The 12302-nt window shown below is 73.9% G+C and carries 11 protein-coding genes; 6 read left to right on the forward strand and 5 right to left on the reverse strand.

Annotated features, from left to right (window positions below):
- The 5 genes from ACRYR9_RS02270 to ACRYR9_RS02290 all read left to right on the forward strand — a co-directional run bounded on the left by ACRYR9_RS02270 (position 1) and on the right by ACRYR9_RS02290 (position 5899).
- Positions 1 to 1902, forward strand: a complete 1902-nt coding sequence (locus tag ACRYR9_RS02270) for an amidohydrolase (RefSeq protein ID WP_432491565.1) — start codon at positions 1 to 3, stop codon at positions 1900 to 1902.
- 151 nt (positions 1903 to 2053) lie between these two features.
- Positions 2054 to 3508: an APC family permease gene (locus ACRYR9_RS02275; RefSeq protein ID WP_432491567.1), complete on the forward strand. Its 1455-nt coding sequence runs from the start codon at positions 2054 to 2056 to the stop codon at positions 3506 to 3508.
- Entirely contained in the window at positions 3505 to 4281 is a 777-nt protein-coding gene (locus ACRYR9_RS02280) for an SDR family NAD(P)-dependent oxidoreductase (RefSeq protein WP_432491569.1), read from the forward strand. Before ACRYR9_RS02275 ends, ACRYR9_RS02280 begins: the two co-directional genes overlap by 4 nt.
- Positions 4282 to 4344: 63 nt before the next feature.
- Positions 4345 to 5175 (forward strand): MoaF C-terminal domain-containing protein, encoded by an 831-nt coding sequence (locus ACRYR9_RS02285; protein ID WP_432491571.1) that lies wholly within the window; start codon positions 4345 to 4347, stop codon positions 5173 to 5175.
- A 10-nt stretch (positions 5176 to 5185) separates the two neighbouring features.
- Positions 5186 to 5899, forward strand: coding sequence for an SDR family NAD(P)-dependent oxidoreductase (locus ACRYR9_RS02290; protein WP_432491573.1), 714 nt, complete (start codon positions 5186 to 5188; stop codon positions 5897 to 5899).
- A gap of 93 nt (positions 5900 to 5992) precedes the next feature.
- Here the strand turns inward: ACRYR9_RS02290 and ACRYR9_RS02295 are convergent, their stop codons facing one another.
- The 5 genes from ACRYR9_RS02295 to paaI form a co-directional block, all read right to left on the reverse strand.
- The gene (locus tag ACRYR9_RS02295) at positions 5993 to 7360 is read right to left on the reverse strand and encodes an MFS transporter (protein ID WP_432491575.1); all 1368 of its coding nucleotides are present in this window, start codon (positions 7358 to 7360) and stop codon (positions 5993 to 5995) included.
- Positions 7361 to 7513: 153 nt separating this feature from the next.
- Positions 7514 to 8338, reverse strand: a complete 825-nt coding sequence (locus ACRYR9_RS02300) for an enoyl-CoA hydratase-related protein (RefSeq protein WP_432491577.1) — start codon at positions 8336 to 8338, stop codon at positions 7514 to 7516.
- A 2-nt stretch (positions 8339 to 8340) separates the two neighbouring features.
- Complete coding sequence (gene paaK, locus ACRYR9_RS02305) at positions 8341 to 9648, reverse strand: phenylacetate--CoA ligase PaaK (protein WP_432491579.1); 1308 nt, start codon at positions 9646 to 9648, stop codon at positions 8341 to 8343.
- Between the two features lie 76 nt (positions 9649 to 9724).
- Complete coding sequence (pcaF, locus tag ACRYR9_RS02310; RefSeq protein WP_432491581.1) at positions 9725 to 10921, reverse strand: 3-oxoadipyl-CoA thiolase; 1197 nt, start codon at positions 10919 to 10921, stop codon at positions 9725 to 9727.
- A gap of 57 nt (positions 10922 to 10978) precedes the next feature.
- Positions 10979 to 11425, reverse strand: coding sequence for a hydroxyphenylacetyl-CoA thioesterase PaaI (paaI, locus tag ACRYR9_RS02315; RefSeq protein ID WP_432491583.1), 447 nt, complete (start codon positions 11423 to 11425; stop codon positions 10979 to 10981).
- Between the two features lie 195 nt (positions 11426 to 11620).
- On the opposite strand from paaI, the gene ACRYR9_RS02320 reads away from it, so the two are divergent.
- Positions 11621 to 12250, forward strand: a complete 630-nt coding sequence (locus tag ACRYR9_RS02320) for a TetR/AcrR family transcriptional regulator (protein WP_432491585.1) — start codon at positions 11621 to 11623, stop codon at positions 12248 to 12250.
- Positions 12251 to 12302: the final 52 nt, after the last annotated feature.

Raw genomic sequence — 12302 nt, forward strand, 5'->3', positions numbered from 1 at the left:
GTGACGCACCACGACCACGCCCAGCACCGCACCACCGACCCCGCGACGGGCCCGACGCGCCGTCTCCTCCTCGGCGCCGCGACCGGTGCCGCGGCGGGGGCCGCGGCACTGGCGGGCGCCGCCCCGGCGAGCGCGGGCCCCGGCCACCGCGGTCGCCGCCACGCGGACACCGTCCTGGTCAACGGCCAGGTCGTCACCCTCGACCGCTGCGACACGATCGCGACGGCGCTCGCCGTGCGCGACGGCGTCGTCGTCCACGTCGGCGACGACTCGTCGGTGCGCCGGTGGGTGGGCCGGCGCACCCGGGTGATCGACCTGCGCGGACGCACGGCGGTGCCCGGCATCAACGACTCGCACCTGCACCTCGTGCGCACCGGGCTGGCCATGCCCCCGCGCACGATCGACGTCGGCGAGGCGGCCGGAGGCACCATCGCCGCTGTCGCCGCGGCCGTCGCCGCGGCCGTCGCGCAGGCGGCGCCGGGCGCGTGGATCCGGGGCAAGGGCTGGAACGAGGACCTCTTCACCGAGGGGCGCGCCCCCACCCGGCAGGACCTCGACGCGGTGGCGCCCGACAACCCCGTCGTCCTCCTCGACTGGTCCAACCACCAGCTGTGGGTGAACACCAGGGCGCTGGAGCTGGCGGGCGTCACCGGGAGCACCCCGGTCCCCGCGGGCGGGGTCGTGGTCCTCGACGGGTCCGGCCGGCCGAGCGGTGTGCTGCGGGAGACGGCCATGGTCCTGGTGAACTCGCAGGTGCCGGCCTTCACCCGGGAGGAGCAGCGGGCCGCGATCGAGGACGCCGCGGCCGCCGTGTCCCGCCTGGGCATCACCAGCTGCACCGAACCGGGCATCGGGGACCTGACGCGCTCGCTGTACGCGGAGATGGCCCGGGAGGCGTCCCTGCCGCTGCGGGTCACCGCCCTGCTCAGCCGGCCCGACGACACCTACCCGGTGAGCGCCGACCAGGTGCGCGAACTGCTGGCCGCCTACCACCCGGCCGAGGACGTCGACTCCCGGCTGTTCGCCGTGCGCGGGGTGAAGCTGCGCGCGGACGGGGTGCCCATCGCCAGCCGGACCGCCTTCGTGCGGGAGGAGTACGTCGGCGGTGGGCGCGGCAGCCTCGTGACGGCCGGGCAGGACGCCGCCGCCAAGGTCGCCGAGCTCACCGCCATGGTCCGCCTCGTCCACGAGGCCGGCTGGCAGGTGGGCACGCACGCCACGGGCGACGCCGCGATCGACGCCGTCGCTGCCGCCTACGCCGAGGCGCTGTCGGACGGTTCCGGATCGCAGTCGCGCCACTACGTCATCCACGGCGACCTCGCCCGGCCCGAGACGCTCGACCTGCTCGCCGAGCACGGGCTCGGCGTGAACTTCAACCCCGCGATCAAGAGCCTCATCGCGGACAGCCAACCGGCGGTGGTCGGCCCCGAGCGCGCCGCCTACCAGGTGCCGCTCGCCACGGCGCTGGCCACGGGTGTCGTGGTGGCGATCTCCTCCGACTCGCCGAACGTGTCGCCCGACTGGCGCCTCGGCCTCCAGGGCGCCCTCCTGCGCCAGGGCGCCTCCGGCGCCGTCTCCGGCCCCGAGCAGCGCATCGGGTTCCACGACGCCCTGCGGGCGTTCACCACCGCCGGTGCGTGGCAGGACCACGCCGAGGACTGGAAGGGCTCACTGGAGCGGGGGAAGGTGGGCGACGTCTGCGTCCTGGGCGAGCGCGTGCTCGACGACGGGGGCGCGCTGCGCGTTCCCGTGGAGCAGTTCCACGAGGTCCCCGTCGACCTCACCCTGGTGGGCGGGGACGTGGTCCACGACATCGACGAGCAGGTCGGCTCCGGGACGCAGGTGCACCGGATGTCCTGGGCGGTGGCACCGTCCCCCGACGCCGTGTGCTCGAACTGCTGATCCCCGGCGGGCGGGTCACGGCCCGCGCGCCCGGCGACCCCCGCACCCTCCACCTCCGAGACCCCGAGAGGAACTCCATGCACACCCCCACCTCGCCCGCGGTGCCGCGAGTCCGCGCCCTGCGCAGCACGCTCCCGGCGCGGGACCGGTCGTGAGCGGGACGGAGCCCGCACCCTCGGCGACGCGCCCGGGGACGGACAGCGCCGTGCAGAACCCCGGGTTGCAGCGGGACCGCCTCGGCGTCATCGGCGTCACGTTCTTCGTCGTGGCCGCGGTGGCGCCCATGGCGGCCGTCGTCGGCGGCTCGCCCGTCGTCTTCGCCAGCATCGGTGCCGCTGCGCCCGCCGTCTTCCTGATGGCGGGCGTCCTCTTCGCGATCTTCAGCGTCGGTTACGTCACCATGAGCCGCCGCATCCGCAACGCCGGCGGGTTCGTGACCTACGTCGCCTCGGGCCTGGGCGCCCGGGCCGGTGCGGCCGCGGCCGGGGTGACGGTGCTGTTCTACGTCGCCGTGCAGTGCGCCCTGTGGAGCCAGTACGGGGTCTTCGTCACGCAGTTGTTCGCCGACCGGCTCGGGCTGCCGGTGCCCCGCGTCGTGCTGCTCCTGCTGTCCCTGCTGCTGGTCACCGCCCTCACGGCGCGGGGGGTGGACCTCAGCCTGAAGGTCCTCGGCGTCCTGCTGCTGCTGGAGGTCGCCACGTTCGTCGTGCTGGACGTCGGCATCCTGGTGCAGGGTGGCGGGCCGTCCGGCGGCTCGCTGTCCGGCTTCACCCCGGACGCGGTGCTCGCCCCCGGGCTGGGGGTGGCGTTCCTGTTCTGCGTCTCCTGCTTCACCGGTTTCGAGGCGACGGTCGTCTTCTCCGAGGAGGCGCGCGACCCCCGTCGAACCATCCCGCGCGCCGCGTACCTGTCCATCGGCTTCATCGGTCTCTTCTACGCCTTCACCACGTGGTGCCTGTCGACCGCGAACGGCCTGGGGACCGTGCAGGACGACGCCGCGGCGAAGCTGGAGTCGGGCACCTTCGTCCCGGACATCGCCGGGCGCTACCTCGGGCCCTCGTTCGTGACGGTCCTGGACTTCCTGGTCGTCACCAGCTTCCTGGCCATGCTCATCGGTTTCCACAACCTGTTCGCCCGCTACGTCTTCGCCCTCGGCCGCGCCGGGGCGATCCCCACCGTCCTGGGCCGCACGAGCAGTCGTTCGCGCACCCCGGTCGCCGCCGCCCTGGCCATCGGCGCCACGGAACTGGTGGTCCTGGGCGGGTTCGAGATCACCCGCGCCGACCCCATCGGCACCACGTACTTCTGGCTCTTGGCCCTGGGCACGGCGTCCCTGCTCACCGTGCTGCTGGTCACCTGCATCGCCATGCTGTCCTTCCTGGCGGGCAGTCGCGCGGAGGAGGGCCTGTGGGGGACCACGGTGGCCCCGGCGCTGTCCCTGGTCGGTTTCGTCGTCGTGCTCTACCTGGCGATCACGAACTACGCGCTGCTCGGCGGCAGCGGGGTGGGGGCGTGGCTGCTGCTGGGCATCCCGCTGCTCGCGGTCCTGGGGTGGTGGCGAGCCACGGCGCGCCGCGACCTCGACTTCGCGGCGGACCCGTCGTGAACGTCGTCGTCACGGGAGCGGGCACCGGCATCGGGGCGGCGGTCACCGCTGCGCTGCGGGCTCGCGGTGAGCAGGTGCTCGCCTGTGGACGCCGGCCCCGCCCCCTGCAGGATGTGGCCGGACGGACGGGGGCGCTGCCCCTGGCCGTCGACGTCGCCACCCCCGCGGGCGCCGACGCGGTCGTCGCCACCGCCGTGGAGGCGTTCGGGACGCTGGACGGCCTGGTCCTCAACGCCGGGATCGTCCGGGCCGGGACCGTCGACACCCTGTCCGTGCAGGACTGGGAGGAGACGCTGCGCACCAACCTCACCGCACCGTTCCTGCTGGTGCGCGCCGCGCTGGAGCACCTGGTGCGGTCCGGTGGCTCGGTGGTGACGGTGGGTTCGGTCGCCGGCCTGCGCGCCTCACCCGCCTACGCCGCCTACGGCGCCTCGAAGGCGGGTCTGCACATGCTGACCCAGAACCTCGCCGTGGACCTGGGCCCGCGCGGGGTCCGGGTGAACTGCGTCGCACCGGGCTGGGTCCGCACCGAGATGGGTGACGCGGAGATGGCTGAGTTCGGCGAACCCCTGGGCCTCGACCTCGACGAGTCCTACGCCCGCGTCACCGCAGCCGTCCCGCAACGCCGGGCCGCGACGCCGGCGGAAGTGGCCTCCGTCATCACCTGGCTGCTGACTCCGGCAGCCTCCTACGTGCACGGCGCGGTGGTCCCCGTCGACGGCGGCACCAGCGTCGTGGACGCCGGCAGCCTGGCGTTCCTGCCGGCCGGCTGACGCGCCGTCCTGGACGACCGCTGCCGTGAAGAGCACGGCACGACCTGCGAGAGGAAGCGAACCGTGACCCCCAACGACACCGGTGCCGGCGCCCCCGTGGTGCTCGACTACCTGCCCGCCGACCAGTGGCCGACGCTGGACGCCCTCGACGGGCACGGGTTCGGCGACTACGACCTCCCGGACTCCGACGTCCTGGCCGGGCGCTCGTTCCGCGCCGAGTTCGACGGCGGCGCGAGCCTGGCCCTGCACCTGGGCACCGACGGCTCGGTCACCCTTCGGGACGAAGCGCCGGGGCGGGGGCCGGTCGAGGTGGTGGCGCCCGCCGCGGTCAAGCAGGTCGACGAGGGCCTGCACCTGATCCACGCCGCGGTGGCCGGACCGGACGCGGTCGCCGTCGTCGTCGTCGTCGACGAGCTGCTCGGCGCGGCCACCGTGGTGCGCAGCACCCTGCGCGAGGACGCCCCGCCCGGGACCCCGCGGGTGGAGGAGGAGGTGCGCACCGGCTCGCTCGCCGGCAGCTCGGCGCGCCACGAACGCACCTCCGAGCTCGTGGGTGCCCGCGTGCTGTACGTCTACGGTCCGGACAACGCCTACGAGCACCTCTACCTCACGGACAGCGCCTACACCTGGCACTGCCTGGCGGGGGCCGAGCGCGGGCTGGCGGACACCGACCGCGGCCGGGTGTGGAAGCTGCGCGAGGACGTCCACCTGTTCGCGTGGCAGGAGAAGGTCGTCCCCTGCGACGGTGTCGTGGCCGTCAACTTCCGTCGCGGACGGTCGACGGGGCGCATCTGGGGCCTGGACACCGGGACGGGGCGCACGAACTCGATCGCGATGGGAGCCCGGGAGACCCTGCTCTCCCGCACCGTCCACGACCCGTCCACCTGGGCCTGAGGAGCGCCGCGTGGACCTCCGACTCGCGGGACGCGCCGTCCTGGTCACGGGTGGCGCTTCGGGCATCGGTGCGGCCGTGGTGCGCGCCCTGCGCTCCGAAGGGGCGCGCGCCCTGGCCCTCGACCTCGCCGGGGGGGCCGACGTGCGTGCGGACGTCACCGACGAGGAGCAGGTCGCGCGGGCCGTGGGTCAGGCCGTGGGGGAGCTCGGCGGGCTGGACGGCCTGGTGTGCTGCGCCGGGGTGTCCGGGCCGGTGGGGATCGGTGCCGCAGACGTGGCGCTGGCGGACTTCGAGCGCGTGACGGCGGTCAACACGGTCGGCGCCTTCCTCACGGTCAAGCACGCCGCCGCACCCCTGAGCGCCGGGCGCGACCCTGCCGTCGTGCTGCTCGCCTCCGACTCGGCGTTCACCGCCGCACCGGGGATGGTGCCGTACTGCACCTCCAAAGGTGCTGTGCTCGCGCTCGGGCGCAGCCTCTCCGTCGACCTGGCCGGTGCGGGTGTGCGCGTGAACAGCGTCTGCCCCAGCATCGTCGACACCCCGATGTCGCGCACCGACCTGCAGGCTCCTCAGGGGTTCGGCGAGGCGCCCTACCCCGTCCAGGCTCCGGAGGAGGTCGCGCACCTGGTGCTGTTCCTGCTCTCACCCCTCGCGCGCGCGGTCAACGGCACGCACCTGCTCGCCGACTTCGGTGCTTCGGCGACGTCGTCGTTCCCCGCCTGAGCCCGGCGCGACCCCGCTCTCCCGCGGAGCCCCGCGGGCCGAGGGCCCCAGGACGGCGGCTCTCGACGCCCGTGGCCTCCCGGCGCAGCGTCCTCAGGGGTTGCGGGGCGTTCGGCCGGCGCCGGAGGGCTGGTCCTGTTCGTCGGCCACGTGCAGGTCGTTCCCGCGCGTCTCACCGGCGATCGTGACCGCCGCCCCGGAGATCAGGCACAGCACCATGACGTAGACGCCCACGGCCACCGAGGTCCCGGTGGAGCGGATGAGCAGCTCGGCGATGGTGGGGGCGAAGGCGCCTCCGAGGATGGCGCCCAGCGCATAGCCGATGGACACCCCGGAGTAGCGCACCGAGGTGGGGAACATCTCCGCGTACATCGCCGACATGGGTCCGTACGACAGGCCCAGTCCGATGGTCAGCACGAAGATCGAGGCGCCGAACAGCCAGACGTTCGCCGTCTCGATGAGCAGGAACATCGGGATGAGCCAGACGAACATGAGCGCGTACCCGACCTGGAAGGTGCGCACCCGGCCGATGCGGTCCGACAGCGCACCGCCGTACAGGGTGAAGGTGAACCAGCCCAGCGAGGCGAAGACGGTCGCCAGCAGGACCGGTGGGCGCTCCATGCCGAGCGTTCCGGTGGCGTAGGTGATGAAGAAGACGATGACGAGGTACCCGGCGGCGTTGTTGGCGACGAAGATCAGCGCTGAGAGCAGCACGCCGCGGGTGTTGCGGCGGAACAGGTCGCGCAGCGGGGTCGCCGACTCGCGCTTGCGCTGCAGCATGTCCTGGAAGACCGGGCTCTCCTCCACCGAGCGGCGGATGACGTAACCCACGGCGATGAGGACCACGGAGAGCAGGAACGGCACCCGCCAGCCCCACGACTCGAACTGCGCGGGCGTGGTGGAGGTGGTCAGCACCCACAGCACGGCGGTCGCCAGGATCAGCCCGAGCGGGACCCCGACCTGCGGGTAGGCGCCGAAGAGCCCGCGCCGGCCGACCGGGGCGTGCTCCACGGACATCAGGGCCGCCCCGCCCCACTCGCCGCCCGCGGAGAAGCCCTGCAGGACGCGCAGCAGCACGAGCAGGACCGGGGCGGCCACGCCGATGCTCGCGTAGGTGGGCAGCAGGCCGATCAGGGCGGTGGCCGAGCCCATCAGCAGCAGGGTCAGCACGAGCATCCTCTTGCGGCCGAGGCGGTCGCCGAACCGGCCGGCGAGGACGGCGCCCAGCGGGCGGAACAGGAAGCTGATGCCGATGGTGGCCAGCGAGACGACGGTGGCGAGGCCGGGTGAGGACTCGCTGAGCGGCGCCAGGAACAGCGGTGCCAGCACGAGACCGGCCGCCTGGGCGTACACGAAGAAGTCGTACCACTCGATGGTGGTGCCGGCGAGGGTGCCGGCGAGGACCCTCCGCTCGTCAGGGGTGAGGCGCTGGCGCGCGGCTGAGCTCGTGGTGCTTGCCATGGGAACTCCATCGTCCGGTAGGCGGTGTCGTCGGGTTCTGCGGTGGCGGTGGTGCTGCCGGGCCGGAGAACGCCCCGGCGCTGCGCGGCGCGGGCCGGGCCGCTGCGCTCCGACAGTCAACCAGAGGTGCTCCGGGGCCGTGGTGCGTGGACCTCAGGAACCGGTGAAGACGGGGACCCGCTTGGCCTGGAAGGCGGCGAAACCCTCGCGGTAGTCGGCGCTCCTGCTGGCCTCGCGCTGGGCCTGCGCCTCCAGGGACAGCACTTCCGGCAGCGGTAGCGCCTCGTCGCGGATGCGCGCCAGCAGCCGCTTGCTCGCGGTGAAGGCCGCGGTGGGGCCGGCGGCCAGGGCGCCGGCGAGCTGCCGGGTCTCGGGGAGCGCGGTGCCGGGGGCGACGGCGCGGGTGATCAGGCCCCAGGCGGCGGCCTCGGTCCCGCTGAGCAGGCGCGCGGTGTAGATCAGTTCCAGCGCGCGGGCGCGTCCGACCCGTTCGGTCAGCAGCAGGTGCCCACCGGAGTCCAGGACGGCGCCCAGGCGCGCGAAGGGGGAACCGAGCTTGGCGTCCTCGCCCGCCAGGACGAGGTCGCAGGCCAGCGCCAGGCCCAGCCCGACACCCAGGGCGGGGCCCTCGACGGCGGCGAGGGTGGGCACGGACAGGTCGGTCAGGCGCTGCACGAGGGGGTTGAAGACCTCCTCGAGCACGGCACCGGCGTCCTCGGCGGCGGGGTCGACGCCGGAGATGTCCCGGCCGGCGCAGAAGGCCCCGCCGGCACCCGTGAGCACCAGCGCGCGCACCTCGCCGGAGCCGGTGCGCGCCTCGACGTCGCTCAGCGCGTCGGCGAGCTCGGCCGCGGCGTCCAGGTCCAGGGCGTTGTGGCGCGCGGGACGGTCCAGGGTGAGCACGGCGGCGCCGGCCTCGACGGTGAGCGAGACCACCGGGGAGGCGCCCGGTTCGGGCGGGGTCGTCCCACTGGGCACGCTCACGCCTTCGGGCGCAGGTCGACGATGCGGCGCATCTTGCCGACGGAGCGCTCGATGCCGTCGGGGTCGACGACCTCGACCTTCACGGTCACGCCGATGTTGTGCTTGATCAGCTTGCACAGGAGCACCCCGGCGGCCTCGGCGGTCTCGGCGGTGCAGTCCTCGCGCCGTTCCACGCGCACGACCATCTCGTCCATGCGACCCGGACGCACCAGCACGCACTGGAAGTGCGGGGACAGTTCAGGCGTGCGGAGGATGAGCTCCTCGATCTGGGTGGGGAAGACGTTCACGCCGCGCAGGATCATCATGTCGTCGGTGCGGCCGGTGATCTTCTCGATGCGCCGGAAGCTGCGCGCAGTGCCCGGAAGGATGCGCGTCAGGTCGCGCGTGCGGTAGCGCACCACCGGCATGGCCTCCTTGGTCAGGGAGGTGAACACCAGTTCGCCGTACTCGCCGTCGGGCAGGACCGCCCCGCTGACGGGGTCGATGACCTCGGGGTAGAAGTGGTCCTCCCACACGTGCAGGCCGTCCTTGGTCTCCACGCACTCGCTGGCCACGCCCGGCCCCATGACCTCCGAGAGGCCGTAGATGTCCACGGCGTGCATGTCCAGGCTGCCCTGCACCTCCTCACGCATCTGGTCGGTCCACGGCTCGGCGCCGAAGACGCCCACCTTCAGCGAGGTGCTGCGCGGGTCGACACCCTGGCGGCGCATCTCGTCGAGGATCGCCAGCATGTAGGTGGGGGTGACCATGATGACGTCGGGGGCGAAGTCCTGGATCAGGCGCACTTGCCGCTCGGTCTGGCCGCCGGAGACGGGGATGACGGTGCACCCCAGCGCCTCCGCGCCGTAGTGGGCGCCCAGCCCGCCGGTGAAGAGGCCGTAGCCGTAGGCGACGTGGACCTTGTGCCCGGGGCGGGCGCCGGCCGCGCGCAGGGACCGGGCCACGACCTGCGACCAGTTGCGGATGTCACCGGCGGTGTAGCCGACGACGGTGGGCTGGCCGGTGGTGCCGGAGGAGGCGTGGATGCGGGAGACCTGCTCCTGCGGGACGGCGAACATCCCGAACGGGTAGTTGGCCCGCAGGTCCGCCTTCATCGTGAAGGGGAACTTCGACAGGTCCGACAGCTCGTGCAGGTCCTTGGGGTGCACGCCGAGCGCGTCGAAGGCGTCGCGGTAGTGGGGGACGTTCTCGTAGGCGTGCTGCAGGGACCACTGCATCCGCTGCAGCTGCAGCGCTTCGATCTCGTCGCGGGAGGCGGTCTCGATGGGCTCGAGGTCGCCGGGGCGGGGGCTGAGGTTCTCCACGGGGGCTCCAGGTCGACGGTGACGGGCTGGTGGGGGCGAGGACCGCTGATGGCCGGGTGCTCGGCCGGGTGGCGCCTCAGGCAGCGCCGAGGAGCACCGAGATGCCCTGACCGACACCGATGCACATGGTGGCCACGGCGTACCGACCGCCGCGGCGCTGCAGTTCGCGGGCGGCGGTGAGCACCAGCCGCGAGCCGGTGGAACCCAGCGGGTGGCCCAGCGCGATGCCGCCGCCGTGAGCGTTGACGTGCTCGGCGTCGTCGGGCAGGCCCAGCCGGCGCAGCACCGCCAGGGCCTGGGCGGCGAAGGCCTCGTTGAGCTCGACGACGTCGATCTCGCTGATGCCCAAGCCGGATCGCTTGAGCAGCTTCTCGGTGGCCGGCACCGGCCCCAGACCCATCACGCGCGGCTGCACCCCCGCGCTGGCCGCGCCCAGGACGCGCGCGATCGGCTGCAGGTCGTAGCGGCGCACCGCCTCCTCAGAGGCGATCAGCAGCGCGGAGGCGCCGTCGTTGACGCCGGAGCTGTTGCCGGCGGTGACGCTGCCGCCCTCGCGGAACGCCGGGCGCAGCCCGGCCAGCGCTTCCAGGGACGTCTCGCGCGGGTGCTCGTCCAGGGCGACCACCGTCTCGCCGCGCTTGCCGGGGACCGTGACCGGTGCGATCTCCTCGGCGAAGACGTCGCGGGAGGCGGCGGCGCGCTGCTGACTGCGCAGCGCGAAGGCGTCCTGGTCCTCGCGGGAGACGCGGTCGAGCTCGGCGACGTTCTCGGCCGTCTGGCCCATGGAGTCCGTGCCGTACGCCGCTTCCAGGGCCGGGTTGACGAACCTCCAGCCGATCGTGGTGTCGTGGACCTCCACCGCGCGGGAGAAGGGCTTGTCGGCCTTGGGCATGACGAAGGGCGCGCGCGACATGCTCTCCACGCCGCCGGCCACGACGAGGTCGGCCTCGCCCGCGGCGATGCTGCGCGCGGCGATCGCGACGGCGTCGGCGCCGGAGCCGCACAGCCGGTTCACCGTGGTGCCGGGCACGGTCTGCGGGTAGCCGGCCAGCAGCAGCGCCATGCGGGCGACGTCGCGGTTGTCCTCCCCGGCCTGGTTGGCGCAGCCGAGCACGACGTCGTCGACGGCCTCCAGGTCCACGCCGGGGTTGCGCCCGGCCAGCTCGCGCAGCACGTGCGCGGCGAGGTCGTCGGGGCGCACGCTCGCCAGCGCCCCGCCGTAGCGGCCGACGGGGGTGCGGACGCCGTCCACCAGGTAGGCGGTGCCGGTCATGGGTCCTCCTTCTTCGGGGCAGCTGGTCGTCGGGGCGGGCGCCGGTGGAGCGGGTCGTCAGCGGAGGGGTTCGGCCGGGCGCAGCGGCACGGCCCTGCTGCGGCCGCGGAACTCCGCGACGACGCGGTCGCCGCACTCGACGCGGACGTCGTAGAGGCCGCTGCGCCCGCGCAGCACGCGTTCCTCGGCGGTGGCGACCAGGGTGTCACCGGCCCGGGTGGGCTCGAGGAACGCGATGTCGGCACCGGCGGCGACGGTAGCGGTGCCGCGGCTGTTGCAGGCGTAGGCGAAGGCGGTGTCGGCCAGGAGGAAGAGGTACCCGCCGTGGGTGTTGCCGTACCCGTTGGTCATGCTCGCCCGCACGGTCAGGCCGACCTTGGCGGTGCCCTCGCCGACGCCGAGCAGCTCCAGCCCCAGGTCGGCCAGCACGGCGTCCGCGGCCTGCATGCCGGCGACGCCCGCAGCCGTGGGCGGCGTCGGCGCGGGTGGGGGCTGCGCGGTCATGGTCGCCTCCTCGCGATCGTGGTCGCTGCCTCGTCCTCGAGCGCTTTGTCGACCGAACGTTCGGTTTACGGGGTCCGCCCGGAGCCTGTCAAGCGGTCGCCCGCACGGGGGTCGTGTCGCAGGCGCACGGCGTCGTGGTGCTACCGCGGTCCCGGCCTCGCCGGTGCGCGTGCGGAGCGTGCCATGCTCGCGTCCATGGCCGCTCCGCAGTCCGCTCGCCGGGTCCAGCGCTACGACACCACCTCGCTGCTCCAGGTGGCTGTCCGGGTCTTCACCGAGCGCGGTTACGACGGCACCAGCATGGAGGACCTGGCGCGCGCCGCCGGGGTGACGAAGTCGTCGATCTACCACCACGTGGACGGCAAGGAGCACCTGCTGCGCCTGGCCCTGGAGCGGGCCCTGGATCCCCTGTTCGCCGTCCTGGAGGAACCCGGCGCCACCAAGGGGAGCGCGCTGGACCGCCTGGAGCACGTGCTGCGCCGCGAGGTGGAGGTCCTGGTGGCCGAGCTGCCGCACGTCACGCTGCTGCTGCGCGTGCGCGGGAACACCGAGACCGAGCGCTGGGCCCTGCAGCGCCGCCGGGAGTTCGACGCGCTCGTCGCGGCGCTGGCGGCGGAGGCGGTCGACGAGGGGGCGCTGCGCGGCGACCTGGACCCGGCCCTGATCACCCGGCTGGTCTTCGGGATGATCAACTCGGTCGTCGAGTGGTACCGCCCCGACGGGGCGCGCGACGGTGAGGACCGCCCCGACGGCGTGCGCCCCCCGGCGGCCCGGTTGGCCGACGCCGTCCTGGCCCTCTCGCTCGACGGGCTGCGCGCGCGCTGACGCCGGCGCCCGCCCGGCCCCGGTGGCCGGACCGCCCGCGGGGGTGTTCCTC

It is taken from the genome of Kineococcus auxinigenes (assembly GCF_050871525.1).
In the GTDB taxonomy this organism is placed as follows: Bacteria; Actinomycetota; Actinomycetes; order Actinomycetales; family Kineococcaceae; genus Kineococcus.

What these genes read in the sequence shown, in the direction of transcription:
- paaI (WP_432491583.1), bottom strand. Translation starts at nt 11,425, where the DNA reads ATGACCGCGCAGCCCCCACCCGCGCCGACGCCGCCCACGGCTGCGGGC.
- ACRYR9_RS02320 (WP_432491585.1), top strand. Translation starts at nt 11,621, where the DNA reads ATGGCCGCTCCGCAGTCCGCTCGCCGGGTCCAGCGCTACGACACCACC.
- ACRYR9_RS02295 (WP_432491575.1), bottom strand. Translation starts at nt 7,360, where the DNA reads ATGGCAAGCACCACGAGCTCAGCCGCGCGCCAGCGCCTCACCCCTGAC.
- pcaF (WP_432491581.1), bottom strand. Translation starts at nt 10,921, where the DNA reads ATGACCGGCACCGCCTACCTGGTGGACGGCGTCCGCACCCCCGTCGGC.